General features: G+C 71.9%; 14 protein-coding genes. 11 read left to right on the forward strand and 3 right to left on the reverse strand.

The window, feature by feature from the left end:
- Positions 1-371 precede the first annotated feature (371 nt).
- Entirely contained in the window at positions 372-1,163 is a 792-nt protein-coding gene (locus ACGFZP_RS14970; protein WP_392932332.1) for a TIGR03084 family metal-binding protein, read from the forward strand.
- A 104-nt stretch (positions 1,164-1,267) separates the two neighbouring features.
- Here ACGFZP_RS14970 and ACGFZP_RS14975 read toward each other — a convergent pair whose 3' ends face one another.
- Both ACGFZP_RS14975 and ACGFZP_RS14980 read right to left on the reverse strand, forming a co-directional pair.
- Positions 1,268-2,653, reverse strand: coding sequence for an FAD-binding oxidoreductase (locus ACGFZP_RS14975; protein ID WP_392932334.1), 1,386 nt, complete (start codon positions 2,651-2,653; stop codon positions 1,268-1,270).
- Between the two features lie 97 nt (positions 2,654-2,750).
- Complete coding sequence (locus ACGFZP_RS14980; RefSeq protein WP_392932336.1) at positions 2,751-3,992, reverse strand: acyl-CoA dehydrogenase family protein; 1,242 nt, start codon at positions 3,990-3,992, stop codon at positions 2,751-2,753.
- A 171-nt stretch (positions 3,993-4,163) separates the two neighbouring features.
- Here ACGFZP_RS14980 and ACGFZP_RS14985 point away from each other — a divergent pair, with 171 nt between their 5' ends.
- The gene (locus ACGFZP_RS14985; protein ID WP_392932338.1) at positions 4,164-5,555 is read left to right on the forward strand and encodes a condensation domain-containing protein; all 1,392 of its coding nucleotides are present in this window, start codon (positions 4,164-4,166) and stop codon (positions 5,553-5,555) included.
- A 112-nt stretch (positions 5,556-5,667) separates the two neighbouring features.
- On the opposite strand, the gene ACGFZP_RS14990 is transcribed toward ACGFZP_RS14985, so the two are convergent.
- On the reverse strand, positions 5,668-7,005 hold the full coding sequence (locus ACGFZP_RS14990) for an extracellular solute-binding protein (RefSeq protein WP_392932340.1): 1,338 nt from the start codon (positions 7,003-7,005) through the stop codon (positions 5,668-5,670).
- 194 nt (positions 7,006-7,199) lie between these two features.
- On the opposite strand from ACGFZP_RS14990, the gene ACGFZP_RS14995 reads away from it, so the two are divergent.
- The 9 genes from ACGFZP_RS14995 to ACGFZP_RS15035 all read left to right on the forward strand — a co-directional run bounded on the left by ACGFZP_RS14995 (position 7,200) and on the right by ACGFZP_RS15035 (position 17,524).
- Positions 7,200-8,774 carry a 4-hydroxyphenylacetate 3-hydroxylase family protein gene (locus ACGFZP_RS14995; RefSeq protein WP_392932342.1) on the forward strand — a complete coding sequence of 525 codons (1,575 nt, stop codon included), beginning with the start codon at positions 7,200-7,202 and terminating at the stop codon, positions 8,772-8,774.
- Between the two features lie 104 nt (positions 8,775-8,878).
- Positions 8,879-10,639, forward strand: coding sequence for a non-ribosomal peptide synthetase (locus ACGFZP_RS15000; protein ID WP_392932344.1), 1,761 nt, complete (start codon positions 8,879-8,881; stop codon positions 10,637-10,639).
- Positions 10,636-10,857, forward strand: a complete 222-nt coding sequence (locus tag ACGFZP_RS15005; protein WP_392932346.1) for an MbtH family protein — start codon at positions 10,636-10,638, stop codon at positions 10,855-10,857. The genes ACGFZP_RS15000 and ACGFZP_RS15005 overlap by 4 nt, the downstream gene beginning before the upstream one ends.
- Before the next feature lie 26 nt (positions 10,858-10,883).
- Complete coding sequence (gene hppD, locus ACGFZP_RS15010; protein WP_392932348.1) at positions 10,884-11,954, forward strand: 4-hydroxyphenylpyruvate dioxygenase; 1,071 nt, start codon at positions 10,884-10,886, stop codon at positions 11,952-11,954.
- The gene (locus ACGFZP_RS15015) at positions 11,944-12,786 is read left to right on the forward strand and encodes a class I SAM-dependent methyltransferase (protein ID WP_392932350.1); all 843 of its coding nucleotides are present in this window, start codon (positions 11,944-11,946) and stop codon (positions 12,784-12,786) included. Before hppD ends, ACGFZP_RS15015 begins: the two co-directional genes overlap by 11 nt.
- Before the next feature lie 226 nt (positions 12,787-13,012).
- On the forward strand, positions 13,013-14,170 hold the full coding sequence (locus ACGFZP_RS15020) for an LLM class flavin-dependent oxidoreductase (RefSeq protein WP_392932352.1): 1,158 nt from the start codon (positions 13,013-13,015) through the stop codon (positions 14,168-14,170).
- Between the two features lie 284 nt (positions 14,171-14,454).
- Positions 14,455-16,008 (forward strand): FAD-binding oxidoreductase, encoded by a 1,554-nt coding sequence (locus tag ACGFZP_RS15025; protein ID WP_392932353.1) that lies wholly within the window; start codon positions 14,455-14,457, stop codon positions 16,006-16,008.
- Complete coding sequence (locus ACGFZP_RS15030; protein WP_392932355.1) at positions 16,001-16,774, forward strand: SDR family oxidoreductase; 774 nt, start codon at positions 16,001-16,003, stop codon at positions 16,772-16,774. The genes ACGFZP_RS15025 and ACGFZP_RS15030 overlap by 8 nt, the downstream gene beginning before the upstream one ends.
- A gap of 141 nt (positions 16,775-16,915) precedes the next feature.
- Positions 16,916-17,524, forward strand: coding sequence for a DUF2306 domain-containing protein (locus tag ACGFZP_RS15035; RefSeq protein WP_392932356.1), 609 nt, complete (start codon positions 16,916-16,918; stop codon positions 17,522-17,524).
- Positions 17,525-17,616 lie beyond the last annotated feature (92 nt).

Consider the following 17,616-nt stretch of genomic DNA (forward strand, 5'->3'; position numbering starts at 1 on the left):
AGGCCGGTTGGCGCCCCGCTGACCTCCCTCTTTCGGCAGGCTGGAAGGTTTGCCGGCGGTGATTCCCGGACCTTGCGGCCGGGGGGGGGGCAGACCCGTCGCCATGGTCCCGTCGTCCGACCGGCGTCCCACCGGCGGGCGGCCTGCGGAGTGCGACGGCCCGGCGCCGCCGGATCAGCAGGCAGGGAGAAGGGTGGCAGTCCTGCGCGACCGATACTGGAACTGCCGCCACGGTGCCCATGAACACGGTGCCCGTGAGCACGTGCCCGTGAGAACGATGCCCGTCAACACGGTGCCCATCAACACGGTGTCCATGAAGTGGCCGGTGTACGGCGCAAGTTCCAGTCTCATCGAGCGAGAGGAACCGTCGCGTGACCGTATCGAGGGATGTCATCGCCGACCTGGTGGCCGAGGGCGCGGAGGTCGACCGCCTGGTGGCCGATCTGACCGACGCCGAGTGGGAGCTGCCCACCCCGGCGGAGGGGTGGACGGTCGCCCACCAGGTCGCCCACCTGGCCGCCACCTTCCGGATGGCCGCCACCGCGGCCGGCCGTCCCGCCCTGTTCGAGGCCCAACTCGGGCAGATGGGCTCCGACTTCAACGCGGCCATCCAGGCCGTGCTGCTGCCCTACCTGGAGGGCCCGCGGTCCGGCCTGCGGGACAAGTGGCGGGCCGAGCGGGACGGGGCCGAGCAGGCCCTGGCCGCGGTGCCGGCGGGTCAGCTGGTGCCCTGGCTGGTCCGGTCGATCCCCGCACCGGTGCTGGCCGCCGCCGGGATGATGGAGCTGTTCGGCCACGGCCAGGACATCGCCGACACCCTCGGGGTGAAGCGCGAGCACACCGACCGGCTGGAGGCGCTGGTCGAGTTCATCACCCGGGTCTGGGACTTCGGCTACCACGCGCGCGGCCTGGCCGTGCCCGAGGTGCAGTTCCGCTTCGAGATCACCTCGCCGTCGGGTGCGCTGTGGGCCTACGGTCCTGCCGACTCCGAGCAGCGGATCTCCGGTTCGGCCGCCGACCTCTGTCTGCTGGCCACCCGGCGCCGCCACCGCGACGACCTCGGGCTCACCGCGGTGGGCGAGGAGGCCGACCGCTGGCTGGACATCGCCCAGTGCTACCGCGGCCCGGCCGGCCCGGGCCGCCAGCCCGGCCAGTTCGCCTAGGTCCGGTAGGCCTGGTCCGGTCGCCCTGGTCCGGTCCGCGGCACCGCCGAAAGCGCCCTCCGCACCGGTGATCCACCGGTGCGGAGGGCGCTTTCGCCGTTCGGTCAGTAGCGGGTCGAGGCACCCGGCGGGACGTCGTGGCGCAGACGCCCGAACGGGTCGACCCGGCGGCGGATCCGGTCCAGCCGCCCGACCGCCTCGGGTGAGAGGTGCCGCTGCGGCTGGTCGAGTCGTTCGACCAGCGTCGGCGCCGTCCGGCCGGTGTCCCACGGTGCCAGCGCCGAGCGGACCTTGGCGCAGTGGCTCTGGATCGCGGCCGTCGCGACCGGATCCACCGCGATGCCGCCGGCCGTGAAGGCGAAGGCGGCGTCCAGGTGGCTCAGCGCGCCGCCGGCCGGATCGGGTACCGCGATGGCGCCGCCGAGCTGGCGCAGCTCGGCGTTGACCAGCGGCGACCCCGACCCCTCGCCGAGGACCTGGAGGAAGACCTCCGCACCCTGCTCGCCGAGTTCGGAGAGCAGCAGGTGGTCGCCGGCCACCGGTACCGGGTCGACCGGGTCCATGTGGGTCCGGAGCACGGCGGACGGCGCGGTGGTGCACCACGTGTCGAGCACCGGATCGGCGACCGCCCGGAGCGGGCCGAGCAGCTCCGCTGCCTGCGCTTCGGCGCCGGCCAGGTCGTCCGCGGTGGGGCTGAGTACCACCCCGGCCAGGCAGAGGACCGGGCCGCCGGTCAGTTCGGGCGGGATCCCGGGCACGGACGGGAGGTTCATCACCCGCAGGGCGGTGGTGGCGGCCGACGGGGCGTCCCTGGTCCACCGCAGCCAGCGGGAGAGCAGTTCGGGGCCGTGCACCGCGGGCCAGAAGGCCGCACCGGTGATCACCCGGTCGGCCGGGAACAGCCCGATCTCGACCGCGGTGACGACGCCGAAGCCGCCGCCACCACCGCGCAGGGCCCAGAACAGCTCGGGGTCGGCCGTCGCGTCCACCCGGCGCAACTCGAGGTCCGGCGTGACGAGTTCGATCGCCCGGACGCTGTTGACGGCGAGCCCCGTGCGGCGGCCGTAGAAGCTGATCCCGCCGCGCAGCAGATAGCCGACCGCGCCGACGGTCGGCGAGGAGCCGTGCGCGGCGGCCAGGCCGTGCTCGGCGGCCGCCTCGACCACGGCCCCCCACGGGGTGCCCGCCGGGATCCGGGCCGTGCGGGTCCGCGGATCGACCCGGACGGGGGCGGCGGGCTCCGTCCGGATCAGCAGCGAGTCGTCCATCGGGCGGGCCGAGGAGGCGGCGTGCCCGGTGCTGTGCACCCGCACCCAGAGCTGCCGCCGCTGTGCCCGGCGGAGCGCCGTCCGGACCTGTTCGACGGTCCGGACCGTCACCGCGGCCGCCGGGTACACCGGTGCGGCCAGGTTGAACACCGCGGTCGCGGCGGCGAACTCCGGCTCGCCGGGCCGGGCGATCACGGTGTCCGGCCGGTCGGTCCCGTTCATCTGCTGGTCCTCCTTCCGAGGGCGGCCTACTCGGCCGGGGGCGGGCTGCCGGCCGAGGTTGGACTCGGCCGGGGGCGGGCTGCGTGACCGGGGCGGGCTACTTGACGCCGAACCGGACGCGGGCCAACTCCCGGGTGGTCACCGAGGACAGGAAGACCCCGATCCCGGCGTGGCTGTGCAGCGTGGACAGGTCGCGCCAGATCCGCTCGATCCGCTCGCCGTGCCGGACGGCGCTGGAGCCGGCCGTCGGGAACAACTGCCCCTCCACGGCGTGCCAGCACAGCCGGATCACCTCGCGGCAGATGGTCGCGATCCGCAGGTCCTGCTCCCGGCTGAAGGCGCCCGGGCCCTGCGCGCACAGCTCCTGCCACTGCCGGACCGCCTGCAGCACGGCCGCCTCCGCGGTGGCGATCATGCCGGCCGCCTCGCCGTACCAGAACTGGTAGTCCGGGTCCTCGGCCCGGGTGACCATGGGCGGGAAGAGCGTGGTGCGGGAGAGCATCAGCTCCTCGTAGGCGTCCAGCGCGCCCTGGGCCATCCCCACCGCCAGCGAGGCCACCTCCAGCACCATGAAGCTCAGCGGACCGCCGCCGTACTCCGGATTGCCGTGCAGCAGCGAGCCCGGCGTGCCGGCGGCGACGTCGACCTCGCTCATGTGCGTTCCCGGAAGGGCGAAGTGCGCGGGGATGCGGCCGTCGTCGATCACCACGCTGTGCGAGCCGCTGCCCTTGAGGCCGAGGTGGCCGCCCCAGTCGTCGAGCCGGTGGAACTCGCTGCGCGGGGCGATGAAGAGCATCGGCGCCGGCGGCTCGCCCTCCGCGCCGGGCACCGGGATGTGGCCCATGAAGTGCGTCGCGTACGGCGAGCCCGAGCAGTAGTTCCAGGTGCCGTTCAGCAGCCAGCCGCCCTCCGCCACCCGCTCGGCCGACCCGCTCGGCACGATGGTGGCCGGGCAGATGAAGTCCCCGCCGGCGAACAGTTCGGCCTGGGCGGCCTCGCTGAACAGCGAGGCCGCCGGCAGCGCGTGGGTGGCGCCGAGGCAGAACATCCAGCCGGTCGACGGGCAGCCGCGGGCCAGCGCCATCGACACCCGCAGGAAGGTGTCGATGCCGAATTCGTAGCCGCCGTACCGCCGGGGGACGAGAATCCGGTAGAAGCCGGCCCGGGCGAATTCCTCGTGGGTGTCCTGGGCGTAGTAGGTGCGCTGTTCGGTCTCGGCCTGCCGCGCCACCAGGGTCGGTGCGATGGCCTCGGCCCTGGCGATGACCTCGGCCGGCGTCAGACCGGGTTCGGGCGGTAGCGGCGAGCCGGACCCTACGGCATTCGTGGTGACCGTCATTGCGGCGCAGCTCCTCTGCTCGATTCCGTCACGGCTTTACCGGCAAGGGTTGCCCGCCGCCCGGCCGCGGCGCACCTCCTTGATTGCGAGCACGTTCGAAGAACCACGGTGGAGGGCCGATTGCTACGGTTCCCAAGCCAATTCGGCCGGTCCCAGCGAGAGGAATGCCCGATGAGTGCCGATGGGAAGCAGCAGCCCGACGATCCGGCGCACAGGAGCCCGCTCTCCTTCAACCAGGACTTCCTGTGCGGATTCGACCGCGGTGACGACCAGGGCCCGTTCGGCCCGCGGTTCCACATCGTGCACGGCTGGCGCCTGCGCGGGAAGGTCGACACCGGGACTCTGCAGCAGGCGCTGGACGACGTCGTGGTCCGCCACGAGGCGTTGCGGACCATGATCGTCCGGGGTGACGGAGAGCGGTACCAGGAGATCCACCCGCCGTCGCCGGTGCGGCTGGAGCTGCGGGAGGCGGCCGCGGGATCGACGCCGGCCGAGCGTGACCGCGAGGTCGAGGCGCTGATCACCGAGGTCGAGTCGGGCACCGTCAGCGCACGCGAACTCCCCCTGCTGAAAGCCACGTTGCTCCGCTTCGACGAGGACGACGCGATCCTCGTCCTGATCGTGCACCACACCGCGGCCGACGGCTGGTCGGTACGGCTGATCATCCGCGACCTCGCCACCTGCTACGCGGCCCGCCGGGAGCACCGGCCGGTCGAGCTGCCGACCGCCCTGCCGTACCGCGAATTCGCCTCCTGGCAGCGGGAGTCCGCCGGTGACCCGGCGCTGGAGGGCTCGCGCACCTTCTGGCGCGAGCAGCTCGCCGGCGCCCGGATCCTCTCGGTGCCCACCGACCGGCCGAAGTCGACCGGTCTGCCGGAGTCCACCGCCGTCTACCGCTTCACCATCGGGGCCGAACTGACCTCGCGGGCCGTGGAGATCTCCCAGGCCCTGCGCAGCACGCCCTTCATGGTGCTGCTCGGCGCGTTCGCGGTGCTCGTCCAGCGGACCACCGGAAGCACCGACGTGGTGGTGCCGACCTTCTCGCCGGGGCGGGGCGAGGACCGGTTCCACCACACGGTCGGGCCGTTCTTCAACTTCCTGCCGCTGCGCACCGAGCTCTCCGGCTGCCGCAGTTTCGCCGAGGTGGTCGGCCGGGTGCGTGCGACGAGTCTGCTGGCCTTTTCCAACGACCTGCCGTTCGGTCAGATCATTGCAGAGGCACCGGAGTTGATGCTTCCGACGCTGGAGGACGACCGGGCGGCCTGCGTCTTCCAGGTGTTCCCGTTCCCGTTCCTCCTCGACGGGGAGCTGATCGGGGACCTCGAGTACACCGAGGTGCGGCGCCGGCTGACCTCCCAGCCGGTGGGCTCGGACGTGCCCAACGGCGCGCTCTGGACGCTCAACCTCGACCCGGCCGGCGATGTGGTCGCGGGTGTCCAGTACAACAGCAACCTCTACGACGAGCGTTCGGTGGCCGAGCAGGCGGACCGGTTCCGGGCGGTCCTGGGGGAGTTGGTGGACTCGCCGGACGCGCCGCTGGAGTTCCGCCCCGAGCAGTCCTGAATCCGGCCGCGGCCGGGTCCGACAGTTCCCGCCGGGCGCCCGAAGGCGCTCCCTGATCCGGCGCGAACTGTCGGACCCGGCCGCGGTCTTGGGCCGTGTCCGACGGGTGGCCCTAGCCGACCCTGATCGGCCCCCGGGGGCGCTCCCCCCGGGCGGCGGCGTTGTAGTGGTCCAGCAACTCCTGGGCCTGCGCGTTCGCCTGGGCGAAGCGGGCGCGCGGGTCCACGTCGGTGACCAGGACATCGTGCATGGCGCTGGTGATGACGTCCTGGATCCCGGCGAAGTCGCCCAGCAGCGCACCCCGCGCGGCCGGCGAGCCGTCGTTGGCGGCCAACTGGTCCAGCGCGGTGCGGAAGTGCGGGTTGCGGTGGAACCAGCCCTCCTGGTCCAGCAGGTCGATCGTGCCGCCGGTGACCGGGATGAACCCGGTGGCCCGGTGCCGGTCGGCCGCCGTCCGGGGCGTGTTGAGGTACTGCATGAAGGCCAGGGCGCCGTCCTGCGCCTCCGGGCTGAGGCCGGCCGCCAGCCAGAGCGCGTCCCCGCCGATCACGTTGCCCGCGTAGGGCACCTGCTCGTTGTACGGCATCCGGCAGGCCTGCACCTCGAAGCCGCCGTCCCGGCCGGCCTGGGCCATCCGCGCCGCCTCGACCGAGGTGGTGAGGGTGAAGGCGACCTGCTGGTCGGCGAAGGCACGGAAGTTGGCGTCCCAGTCGACCTCCGTGTTCACCCGGCTGGCGTGGAAGCGGTACAGGCCGGTCCGGTGCAGCCGCCGCCACCACCCGACGTAGGCCAGCATCGCGTCCGAGTCGAGGTGCACCGTCTCGGCCCGGCCGGAGCGGCCGTTGTCGTGGTCGGCCAGCAGCGCGCCCTGCTGGGCCACCGACTGCTGGAACAGCCAGCCGTGGTTGGGCCAGGTGATCGCGTGGCCCGGCCCGTCCGGCAGCGCGGTCACCGCTCGGCAGGCGGCCTCGATGCCGGCCCAGGTCTGCGGGACCTCGGTGATCCCGGCCCGCTCCAGCATGGTGGTGTTGGCATAGAGCAGGGTGGTCGAGGTGAGCGGCGGCATGGCCGCCACCTCGCCGTCGTAGGTGTAGTACTGGCGGGCCGCCGGCGCGACGTCGCCGAGGACGACCGGCTCGCCGAGGATCTCGGTACGCCCCGCGATCGCCCGCTCGACCGAGGTGAACAGCGGCGACCCGTCGGGCTTCCGGGCGTCGCGGGCCTCCTGGGCCGAGGTGTAGAAGTACTGCGCGATGGTCGGCACGGAGCCCCGGCGGACCGCGTCGTGGACCACCTGAGGGACGGAGAGCCAGTCCTCGCCGCTGACCCGGATCACGTACTCGGGGTGTCCGGCCATGAACTTCTCGGCCAACTCCCTGGTCTGGTCGAGAAAGAACGGCATGAACGGGTAATGCGGCACCACCACGTCGATGTTGATTCGGCTGCTCATTCTGGCGTCCTCCTGCGGCTGGCCGGGTAATCCAGATGCTCATGATCCGTCCCCGACCCGGGTCGGGCATCTCCGACCTTGCTGACCCGGCCGGTCGGGCGTGCGGGAAGCGCGCAATCTGGGAGAAGCAGACGCTGCCCGGGGCTGCCAGGCTCGGGACCGTCCGGTGAATTGGCAGCAAGGAGAAACGTCTGATGGCCGAAGCCCGGGAAGCCGCCGAGGGTAAAGGGAGCGGGACTCGCCCGCTTAACGGGGCGGAATACATCGAGAGCCTCCGCGACGATCGGGAGATCTATCTCTACGGTGATCGAATCAAGGACGTCACCGCGCATCCGGCCTTCCACAATCCGGTCCGGATGACCGCGCGGCTGTACGACGCCCTGCACGACCCCCGGCACCAGGCGGTCCTGACCGCGCCGGTCGACAGCGGCGGCGAGGGCTTCACCCACCGGTTCTTCACCACCCCGCGCAGTGCCGAGGACCTGGTCGGCGACCAGCAGGCGATCGCCGCGTGGGCGCGGATGAGTTACGGCTGGATGGGCCGCAGCCCCGACTACAAGGCCTCCTTCCTCGGCACGCTCGGTGCCAACGCGGACTTCTACGAGCCGTTCGCGGACAACGCCCGGCGCTGGTACGCGGAGTCGCAGGAGAAGGTCCTCTACTGGAACCACGCGATCGTGCACCCGCCGGTCGACCGCAGCCTGCCGCCGGACAAGGTGGCCGACGTCTTCATCCACGCCGAGAAGGAGACCGACGCCGGTCTGGTGGTGTCCGGTGCGAAGGCGGTCGCCACCGGCTCCGCCCTGACGCACTACAACTTCATCGCGCACCACGGCCTGCCGATCAAGGACCGCACCTTCGCGCTGGTGGCCACGGTGCCGATGAACGCGCCGGGGATGAAGCTGATCTGCCGTCCGTCCTACAGCGCGTCGGCGGCGGCGATGGGGAGTCCCTTCGACTACCCGCTGTCGTCCCGGCTGGACGAGAACGACACGATCCTGGTGCTCGACAAGGTGCTGATCCCCTGGGAGAACGTCTTCATCTACGGCCAGCCCGAGAAGATCAGGATGTTCACCGGCCAGTCGGGCTTCATGGAGCGGTTCACCTTCCACGGCTGCACCCGGCTGGGGGTGAAGCTCGACTTCATCGCCGGCCTGCTGGCCAAGGCCCTGGACATCACCGGCAGCGGCGACTTCCGCGGCGTGCAGAGCCGGCTCGGCGAGGTGCTGGCCTGGCGCAACCTGTTCTGGGGGCTGTCGGACGCCGCCGCCCGCAACCCGATCGCCTGGCGCAACGGCGCCGTCCTGCCCAACTCCCAGTACGGGCTGGCCTACCGCTGGTTCATGCAGGTCGGCTACCCGCGGATCCGGGAGATCGTGCTGCAGGACGTGGCGAGCGGCCTGATCTATGTGAACTCCAGCGCCAAGGACTTCGCCAACCCGGAGATCCGGCCCTATCTGGACCGGTTCATCCGCGGCTCCGGCGGCGTCGACGCGGTCGAGCGGGTCAAGCTGATGAAGCTGCTCTGGGACGCCGTCGGCAGCGAGTTCGGCGGACGCCACGAACTCTACGAGCGGAACTACGCCGGAAACCACGAGAACACCCGGGTCGAGCTGCTCTTCGCCCAACTCGCCAACGGCCAGGTGGACTCCTACAAGGCCCTGGTCGACGAATGCCTGGCCGAATACGACGTGAACGGTTGGACGGTACCCGATCTGTCCTCCTTCGCGGATCTGAGCGATTCCGTGCACCGGCTGCTCGACAGTTGACGAAAGGCCCCTGACGGCAATCCCGGAGATGACAGGTAAGGCGCGCCGGCAGCAGTCTGGAATTCCAGGATGACAGGCCGTCGCGATCGGGCGGATCGGAGGACATGGTGGTTTCCCCTTCTATTCACGGGTATTTCGCGCAAGTGGCGGCCGGGACACCGGATGCCATTGCCGTGTCGTCGGGCGAGGTCAGGCTGAGCTACCGCGAACTGGACGAGCGGTCGAACCGGTTGGCACACCGGCTGGTCGAACTCGGCGTTGGCGCCGAGTCGCCGGTCGCGGTGCTGATGGAACGCTCCGTCGACCTCGTGGTGGCGATCCTGGCGGTGCTCAAGGCGGGCGGCTGCTACCTCCCGCTGCACAGCACGTACCCGCTGCAGCGCAAGCAGTGGATTGTGGAGCACTGCGCGGCGCCGGTCCTGCTGGCCGACGAGGTGATGCGCGGACGCGGGCTGCCCGAGGGCGCCGAGGTGGTCGTGGTCGAGGGCGAGAAGGGGCTGTCCGACTACCCGTCGCACGCCCTGGACGCCGACCCCGACGGCGCCCGGCTCGCCTACGTGATCCACACCTCCGGGTCGACCGGAGTGCCGAAGGGCGTCGCGATCACCCACCGCGACGTGCTGGGCCTGGCGCTGGACTCGATCTGGGCGGACGGCCGGCACCAGCGGGTGCTGATGGTGGCGCCCTACGCCTTCAACGTCTCCACCTACGAACTCTGGGTGCCGCTGCTGCACGGCGGCAGGATCGTGGTGGGCCCGCCCGGGGACCTCGACGTGCACGCCCTGCGCCGGCTCATCGCCGAGGAGCGGATCACCGGCATCCACCTCACCGCCGGGCTCTTCCGGGTGCTGGCGGAGGAGGACCCGGGCGCCCTCGCCGGGGTGCGCGAGGTGCTCACCGGCGGCGACGTGATCGCGCCCGCGGCCGTCGAGCGGGTGCTGGAGCACAACCCCGGCCTGGTGGTGCGGGCGATGTACGGCGCGACCGAGGCGACGCTGTTCAGTACCAGTGCGCCGATGTCCGCCCCCTACCGGGCGGCGGGGCCGGTGGCGGTGGGCCGCCCGATGGACGGTGTCCGGCTGCACGTCCTGGACGCGGAGCTGCGGCCGGTGCGGCCCGGGTCGGTGGGCGAGCTCCACATCGCCGGACGCGGCCTGGCCCGGGGGTACTTCGGCCGGCCGGACCTCACCGCCGAGCGCTTCGTGGCGGACCCGTTCGGTGCGCCGGGCGAGCGGATGTACCGCACCGGGGACCTGGTCCGCACGGCCCCGGACGGCGGACTGGAGTACCTCGGCAGGGCCAACGACCAGCTCAAGGTGATGGGCTTCCGGGTGGAGCCCGCCGAGGTCGAGGCGGCGCTGGCGCAGTACCCGGGCCTCGCCCATGTCGCCGTGGTGGCACGGGAGTCGGAGGCCGGGGAGCGGCGCCTGGTGGCGTACTACGTCCCGGAGGCCGGGGAGGTCGAGGCCGGCGCACTGCGGGCGCACGCCGTGGAGCTGCTGCCCGCCTACATGGTGCCGACGGCCTTCGTGGCCGTCCCGGCGCTGCCGCTGACCCCCAACGGCAAGCTGGACCGGCGGGCGCTGCCCGAACCGGTGGCGGGCTCGGGCACCGCCCGCCGGGCGCCGTTGACCGAGCGGCAGCGGGAGCTCCAGGCGCTCTTCGCCGAGGTGCTGGAGGCGCCCGAGATCGGCATCGACGACAGCTTCTTCGAGGCGGGCGGACAGTCCCTGGCGGCGATGCGGCTGGTCAGCCGGATCCGGGCACAGCTGGACGTCGACCTGACGATCACCCACTTCTTCGACGCCCCGACGGTGGCCGGCCTCGACGGCCTGCTGGGCCGGCTGGAGGGAGAGCAGGGATGACCAACCCCTTCGACGACGCGGACGCGCAGTTCGCGGTCCTGGTCAACGCGGACGGACAGCACTCGCTCTGGCCGGCCGGCGCCGAGGCGCCGGCGGGCTGGACGGCCGTCCACGGCCCGGCCGACCGCGCCGCGTCCCTCGGCTACGTGAACGAGCACTGGACCGACCTGCGGCCGGGCGGCCGCGCCGGGCGCCGGCCGAGGCAACCGGACAACTGACGGTACGTCAAGAGAGGAGAATCGGCATGGGCCAGGAGACCTTCGAAGGCATGCTCGTCGACCACATCGCCTGCTACGTCGCCGATCTGGCGGTCACCACCGCGTGGCTGGTCGACGGCTACGGCCTGGAGGTGTACGCCGGATCGCCGCCGCAGGCGCCGGACCTGCGATCGGTGGCACTGGGCCGCAACGGCATCCGGGTGCTGCTCAGCCAGCCGCTGGTCGGCGACCACCCGGGGGCGGCGTACGTCGAGAAGCACGGCGACGGCGTGGCCGACATCGCACTGCGGGTCCCGGACGCCCGGGCCGCCTTCGCCGCGGCGGTCGGGCGCGGCGCCCGACCGGTCGCGCAGCCGGCCGAACACGGCGAGCTGGTCACCGCGACCGTCATGGGCGTCGGCGACATCGCCCACACCTTCGTCCAGCGGACGGCCCGGGCGGACGAGCGGCAACTGCCCGGCCTGGAGCCGGTCCAGACCGATCCGGCCGGGAGGGACTGCGGCCTCCAGCAGGTCGACCACTTCGCGATCTGCGTCGAGCCCGGGCAGATCGACGCGACGGTCGCCTTCTACCGGGAGGCCCTCGACTTCGAGCTGGTCTTCACCGAGCGGATCGAGGCCAACGGCCAGGCGATGATCACCAAGGTGGTGCAGAACGGCGCGGTCATCTTCACGCTGATCGAGCCGGACCAGGCCGAGGTCAGCGGCCACCTGGACGAGTTCCTCAAGGACCACGGCGGGCCCGGGGTGCAGCACATCGCCTTCACCACGCCCGACATCGTCACCTCGGTGGCCGAGGTCGCCGCCCGGGGCATCGAGTTCCTGACCACCCCGGAGGCGTACTACCGGCTGCTCTCCAACCGGCTCACCCCGCTGCGGCACTCGGAGCCGGAGCTGGAGCGGCTGAACATCCTGATCGACCAGGACCACGACGGGCAGCTGTTCCAGATCTTCGCCCGGTCCGTGCACGCCCGCAGCACCCTGTTCCTGGAGATCATCGAGCGCCGGGGTGCCCGGTCGTTCGGCAGCGGCAACATCAAGGCGCTCTACCAGGCCATCGAGCACCAGAAGGGCAGGGGGGCGGCCGATGGCGCGTGACGCGGTCTCCGACGAGCGGTTCCGGGCGGCGGTGGAGCGGCTGCGGGTGCCGGGCATGGGAACCGAGGTGGTGGCGCCGCTGCTCTCCCACCTGATCCACCTGGCCCGGCCCAGCCGGGTGCTGGAGGTCGGGATGGGCTACACCACGCCGTTCCTGGCGAAGGCGCTGGCCGAGGCCGAGGCGCTGGCCGAGTCCGAGGCCGCCGCCCTGACCCGCAAGACCCTGCCGTACCTCGCGGACGGCCGGGAGCTCGACGAGGAGTGGATCGAGACCGAGCCCGCACTGCTGCTGCCGGCCGGCTACCGCGAGCCCTACCGGCCCCGGCTGGTGGCGATCGACGACCTCTCCGACACCGGATCCTCGGCGGCCGAGGTCGGCCGGGTACTGGCCGAGCTCGGCCTCACCGAACGGGTCTCCGTCGTCAACTCCGACATGCGCGGGGCCGTCGGCCGCCTCCCGGAGGAGTTCCGGCCGATCGACTTCGCCTGGGTCGACGCCTGGGACTGCCTCTACTTCTTCGAGAACTTCTGGGACCTGATCGCCCCCGACGGCGGGATCGTGGTCATGCACTACCTGATGACCTACCCGGAGGGCGAGGCGATCCTGCAGTACATCGCCGAGACCCAGCGGCTGCGGCCCGGCGAGTTCGAGCTGCTGAACCTGCTGGAGAGCCGGAAGCTGCGGCAGAACAGCATCACCGTCCTGCGCCGCATCAGCGGCAGCGCCCCCCGGGAGTACTCCGACACCGGCCAGCGGCCCCGGATCGGCGACCAGGTGCGTGCGGACGCCGCCGAACTGGCCCGTTCGCTCGGCGAGTCCGGCACGGACTGAACCGGGCGGCCCCCGACCGGGAGCAGGGCCCCCGCCCTGCCGCCCCGGATATCCGGGGCGGCAGGGCGGGGCACTCCGGGCTTGTGGCGCTCCGGGATTGTGGTGCCCCGGGCCCCTGGTGCTCCGAAAACTCCTGGGCAATATGGAAGATGACGGGCCGTCAGGGCCTGGATAGATTTGAGAAAAATCCGCTGCGAGCCTTTTGCGATCAGAGGGGATCCACCGAATGGGAACACTCGCCGAGGACCCGGACGTCGTCAAGTTCGTCTACTGGGACAACCTCACCTACGCGCCGCCGGGATCGCGCCTGCCGGAGGAGTGGGACCCCAAGCTGGGGGCCCGAATCTACGAGAGCTACCTCGACCACTGCGTCGAGGCCGAGCGCCTCGGCTACGCCGGCCTCAGCGTCCCGGAGCACTTCGGCCCGTCCTCACTCTCCCCGCACCCGAACATCATGCTGGCCGCGCTCGCCGCGAGGACGACCAGGGCGCGGATCGTCTCCGGGGTGAACCTCGCCCTGCTGCACCACCCCCTGCACCTCGCCGAGCAGTTCGCCATGGTCGACGTGCTGTCCGGCGGCCGGCTGGAGGTCGGCGTGGGGCGGCGCGGCGACCGCGCGGCGTTCGAGCACGCGGTGGACCTCATCGACGGCGCCCTCAACCGGATCGACCACCCGGTGGCGAAGGCCGATCTCACCCCCACCTCGGCGGGGTTCCTCCAGGACGTCGAGACCGCGAAGGTCACCGTCTGGCCCCGGCCGGTCCAGGAGCGCGTGCCGGTGTGGGTGGCGGCCGAGACGGACGGCTCCCTCGCCGCCGCGGCGCGCCGCGGCTGGGACGTGTTCACCGGACTGAACCTCGACCCGGCGGCCGGGGGCATGTCCAAGATCAGCGTCGAGGAGATGGTCGGGCGCCTGCGGCGCTACGAGGAGATCGGCGCGGAGAACGGGCACGAACTGTCCATGGCGAATGTCGCCGCGAGCTGTTTCACCGTGGTCGCCGACACCGATCGGGAGGCCGCCGAGATCGTACGGAAGGGCTTTGTCTCGCATATCGAAGCGGCTTCGGGATATCTGGCGCGGATGGCCGGGGCCGTCCCCGGTGACAGCCCGCTGGAGGAGCTGGCGAAGGACGGCAGCACCGGTGTGCAGGGGGTGTTCGAGGCCTCGGCCGAATCCTACCTCAAGAACCCGTTCGCCCTGGTCGGCTCGGTCGAGACCGTCAAGGCGAAGCTGGACGCGCTGGTGACGGCCGGGTTCCGCCGGTTCGTGCTGCTCTGCGGCGGCGTCGGCAACGCGCACGAGGTCGGCTGGCAGTCGGCGGCGGCCATGGCCCAGGACGTGGCACCCGAGCTGTTCGCCGCGGCGCGGGCCGGCCTGGCGTAGGGCCGGTCTTCAAGCCCCCTGCGTCGCCCCGCAGGCGGGGGTTTGAAGACAGGCCCTAGCGTGACCGCGGCCCCCGGGGCGGCCGCATCAGGGACGTCCGGCGGGCGGGGCCGGACCGGGCGGCGGGCGGCTCTGGAGCCGCCCGCCGCCTCCTGCTTTGGCGTCGGCGGCACCGCGCCCACCCGTCACGCGGGCCCCACCACACCGCAATCCACGAGATGTGGCGCTCGGCCGCGCCATGCGAAGGTCTGGTGCGGCAGAGGCCCCAGGAGGGACGAACGAGCATGGCTGACACGACCGTTGATTCGACCGGGCCGGTGGTGATCAGGCCCGGGGACCGCAGGTACGAGAACCTCGTCCAGGGCTACAACCACCGCTTCGTCGGACAACCCGGCCAGGTCCGCCTGGTGACCTCCACCGAGGAGGTGGTGGCCGCCGTCGACCAGGCGGTGGCGGCCGGCCTGCGGATCGCGGTGCGCAGCGGCGGGCACTGCTTCGAGGACTTCACCGCCGCACCCGACATCGAGGTGCTGCTGGACGTGTCCCAGCTCGACGGCATCTCCCACGACCCCGGGCGCCGTGCGATCGCGGTCGGCTCCGGCGCCCGGCTGGGCGAGGTCTACGGCGCCCTGTTCAAGCGCTGGGGCGTGACGGTCCCCGGCGGCACCTGCCTGGAGGTCGGCGCCGGCGGCCACATCGCGGGCGGCGGCTACGGCCCCCTCTCCCGCCGCGACGGCCTGGTCGTCGACCACCTGTACGCCGTCGAGGTCGTGGTGGTCGACGAGTCCGGCCGGGCCCGGGCGGTCGTGGCGACGTCCGACGCCGACGACCCGAACCGCGAGCTCTGGTGGGCCCACACCGGTGGCGGCGGCGGCAACTTCGGTGTGGTGACCAGGTACTGGCTGCGCACCCCGGGGGCGGACTCCGACGACCCCGCCGAACTGCTGCCCAAGGCGCCGGCCCGGGTGTGGAAGCGGACGGTCATGTGGCCCTGGGCCGCGATGACCGAGCAGTCCCTCGGCACGCTGCTGCGCAACTACGGCACCTGGTACGAGAACAACGACGACGCCGACTCGCCGGCGGCCGGCCTGTGGAGCAATCTGATCGTCACCCACCGCAGCTCCGAGCTGTTCGGGATGACCGTGGTCATCGACCACGAAGGGCCGGACGCCGAGAAGGTGTTCGCCGAGCACTACGACAGCGTCACCGCCGGGGTCGGGGTGGAGCCCGCGGTGCACAGCGCCGAGGTCGTCCCCTGGTACAGCTCCTGGCTGCCCTCGTACAGCTTCCCGAACGATCCGAAGGGGCGCTACAAGGACAAGGCGGGCTATCTGCGCAGGGGTTTCACCGATCACCAGCTCGGCGTGATCTGGAGCTACCTGAGCGACCCGGAGCACACCAACCCGATGTCCTGCCTCGTGCTCGCCGGCTTCGGCGGGAGGGTCAACACCGTCGCCCCCGACGCCACCGCGACGGTCCAGCGGGACTCGATCCTGAAGGCCCTCTACTGCGCCGGCCTCTGGCAGTCCGCGGACCAGGACGAGGCGAGCATCGCCTGGGTCCGGGCCTTCTACCGTGACGTGTACGCCGAGAGCGGCGGGGTGCCCGCCCCCGGCGGCGACGGCGACGGCACCTACATCGGCTACCCCGACTCCGACCTGGCCGACCCGGCCCGGAACACCTCGGGCGTGCCCTGGTCGACGCTCTACTACGGCGCCAACTACCCGCGCCTGCAGCAGGTCAAGCAGACGTACGACCCGCGGAACGTGTTCCGCCACGCACTGTCGATCGAACTTCCGCACGGTCCATACGATTCGATGGAGGCTCAGGATGCTTGAGAACAAGGTCGTCGTGGTCTCGGGGGCCGGTCCCGGCCTCGGCAGGGCGATCGCCCTGCGCTCCGCGCAGTCGGGGGCGGACGTGGTGCTCGCCGCCCGGACCGAGTCCCGGCTCGCGGAGATCGCCGCGGAGGTGGAGCAGACCGGGCGGCGGGCGCTGGTGGTGCCGACCGACATCACCGACGACTCGTCGGCCGCCGCCCTGGTGAAGGCCGCGACGGACACCTTCGGCCGGGTGGACGCGCTGATCAACAACGCCTTCGCGGTGCCCCCGATGGTCGAGCTCGGCGAGGTCGACTTCGCGGCCGTGCGGGCGGGGTTGGAGACGGACGTGTTCGCCGCACTGCGGCTCACCCGGCTGTTCACCCCCGCGCTGGCGGAGAGCCACGGCTCCGTCGTCATGGTCAACTCGGGGGTGCTGCGGCACTCCAGGCCGCCGTTCGGCGCCTACAAGATGAGCAAGACCGCCCTGCTGTCGCTGGCCCAGAGCCTGGCCAGCGAGCTCGGCCCGAAGGGCATCCGGGTGAACACCATCGCCCCGAACTACATCTGGGCGGACGCACTTCGCGAGGGCTTCGGCCACTGGGCCGCCCAGCGCGGAGTGACCGTCCAGGACATCTACGACGAGATCGCGGCCGGCCTCGACCTCGGCCGGCTGCCCGAACCGGACGAGGTGGCCGACACGGTGCTCTTCCTGGTGTCCCCGCTGGCCCGCGCGGTCACCGGGCACTGCCTGGACGTCAACGCCGGTGAATACCACCACTGACCCTACTGGAAAACGAAAGTCGAGGATCAGCGGGTGACAGAGAAAACGGACCGGTCCGGTGGCGTGACCACCGGGCCGAGGCGCGCAACACCGGACGCGGGGAAGACGTCGAGCGCACCGAGCTGGTGGCAGAGCCCATGGGTGACAGCACTGGCCGTCCTCGTGGTCTTCAATCTGATCTACGCCTTCCCACGCTACCTGACAGGAGACTCGCACCAGGCCCGCATCCCGCTCGACCCGGGCTTCCCCGCGCACTACGCCGTCCTGGTGGCGCACGTCGTGTTCGGCAACATCTCGCTGGTGACGGTCTTCCTCCAGGTCGTGCCGTGGATCCGCCGGCACTACCCGGCGGTGCACCGGATGAGCGGCCGGGTGTACGTCTACGCCGGAGTGCTTCCCGGTGGGTTGCTGGCCCTGGTGCTCCTGCCCTACTCCACCGCTCCGTTCGGCCAGATGGGCCTTGCCATGATGGGGCTGCTCTGGCTGGTCACCACCCTGCTCGGGTTCCGGGCCGCCCTCCAGCGGAGGTACGTCGACCACCGCCGCTGGATGCTCTACAGCTTCGCGATGGCCCTCGGCACCAGCTGGGGCCGGGTGATGAGCGAGCTGATGCAGGCCTTCCCGGGCCTGGGGATCGACGTCATGACGCTCATCGAGGTGGCCAACTGGACCGGGTGGATGGTCAACCTGCTGGTCGCCCACTGGTGGCTCGAGCGGACCGGCCCCCGGGCCGCCCAACTGGTCCGCTGACCTCGTCGAGGCGGGGGGGGGCGCGGGGGGGCCCCCCGCCCCCCCCGCCCCCCGGGGCGGCGGGCCCCCCATCACACCCCCCCCGCCCCAAC

It is taken from the genome of Kitasatospora sp. NPDC048239 (genome assembly GCF_043202015.1).
Classification (GTDB): domain Bacteria; phylum Actinomycetota; class Actinomycetes; order Streptomycetales; family Streptomycetaceae; genus Kitasatospora.

Bases quoted from the DNA above. Each gene is read 5' to 3' on its own strand.
- ACGFZP_RS14975 (WP_392932334.1), bottom strand. From the start codon at position 2,653: ATGAACGGGACCGACCGGCCGGACACCGTGATCGCCCGGCCCGGCGAG.
- ACGFZP_RS14980 (WP_392932336.1), bottom strand. From the start codon at position 3,992: ATGACGGTCACCACGAATGCCGTAGGGTCCGGCTCGCCGCTACCGCCC.
- ACGFZP_RS14985 (WP_392932338.1), top strand. From the start codon at position 4,164: ATGAGTGCCGATGGGAAGCAGCAGCCCGACGATCCGGCGCACAGGAGC.
- ACGFZP_RS14990 (WP_392932340.1), bottom strand. From the start codon at position 7,005: ATGAGCAGCCGAATCAACATCGACGTGGTGGTGCCGCATTACCCGTTC.
- ACGFZP_RS14995 (WP_392932342.1), top strand. From the start codon at position 7,200: ATGGCCGAAGCCCGGGAAGCCGCCGAGGGTAAAGGGAGCGGGACTCGC.
- ACGFZP_RS15000 (WP_392932344.1), top strand. From the start codon at position 8,879: ATGGTGGTTTCCCCTTCTATTCACGGGTATTTCGCGCAAGTGGCGGCC.
- ACGFZP_RS15005 (WP_392932346.1), top strand. From the start codon at position 10,636: ATGACCAACCCCTTCGACGACGCGGACGCGCAGTTCGCGGTCCTGGTC.
- hppD (WP_392932348.1), top strand. From the start codon at position 10,884: ATGGGCCAGGAGACCTTCGAAGGCATGCTCGTCGACCACATCGCCTGC.
- ACGFZP_RS15015 (WP_392932350.1), top strand. From the start codon at position 11,944: ATGGCGCGTGACGCGGTCTCCGACGAGCGGTTCCGGGCGGCGGTGGAG.
- ACGFZP_RS15020 (WP_392932352.1), top strand. From the start codon at position 13,013: ATGGGAACACTCGCCGAGGACCCGGACGTCGTCAAGTTCGTCTACTGG.
- ACGFZP_RS15025 (WP_392932353.1), top strand. From the start codon at position 14,455: ATGGCTGACACGACCGTTGATTCGACCGGGCCGGTGGTGATCAGGCCC.
- ACGFZP_RS15030 (WP_392932355.1), top strand. From the start codon at position 16,001: ATGCTTGAGAACAAGGTCGTCGTGGTCTCGGGGGCCGGTCCCGGCCTC.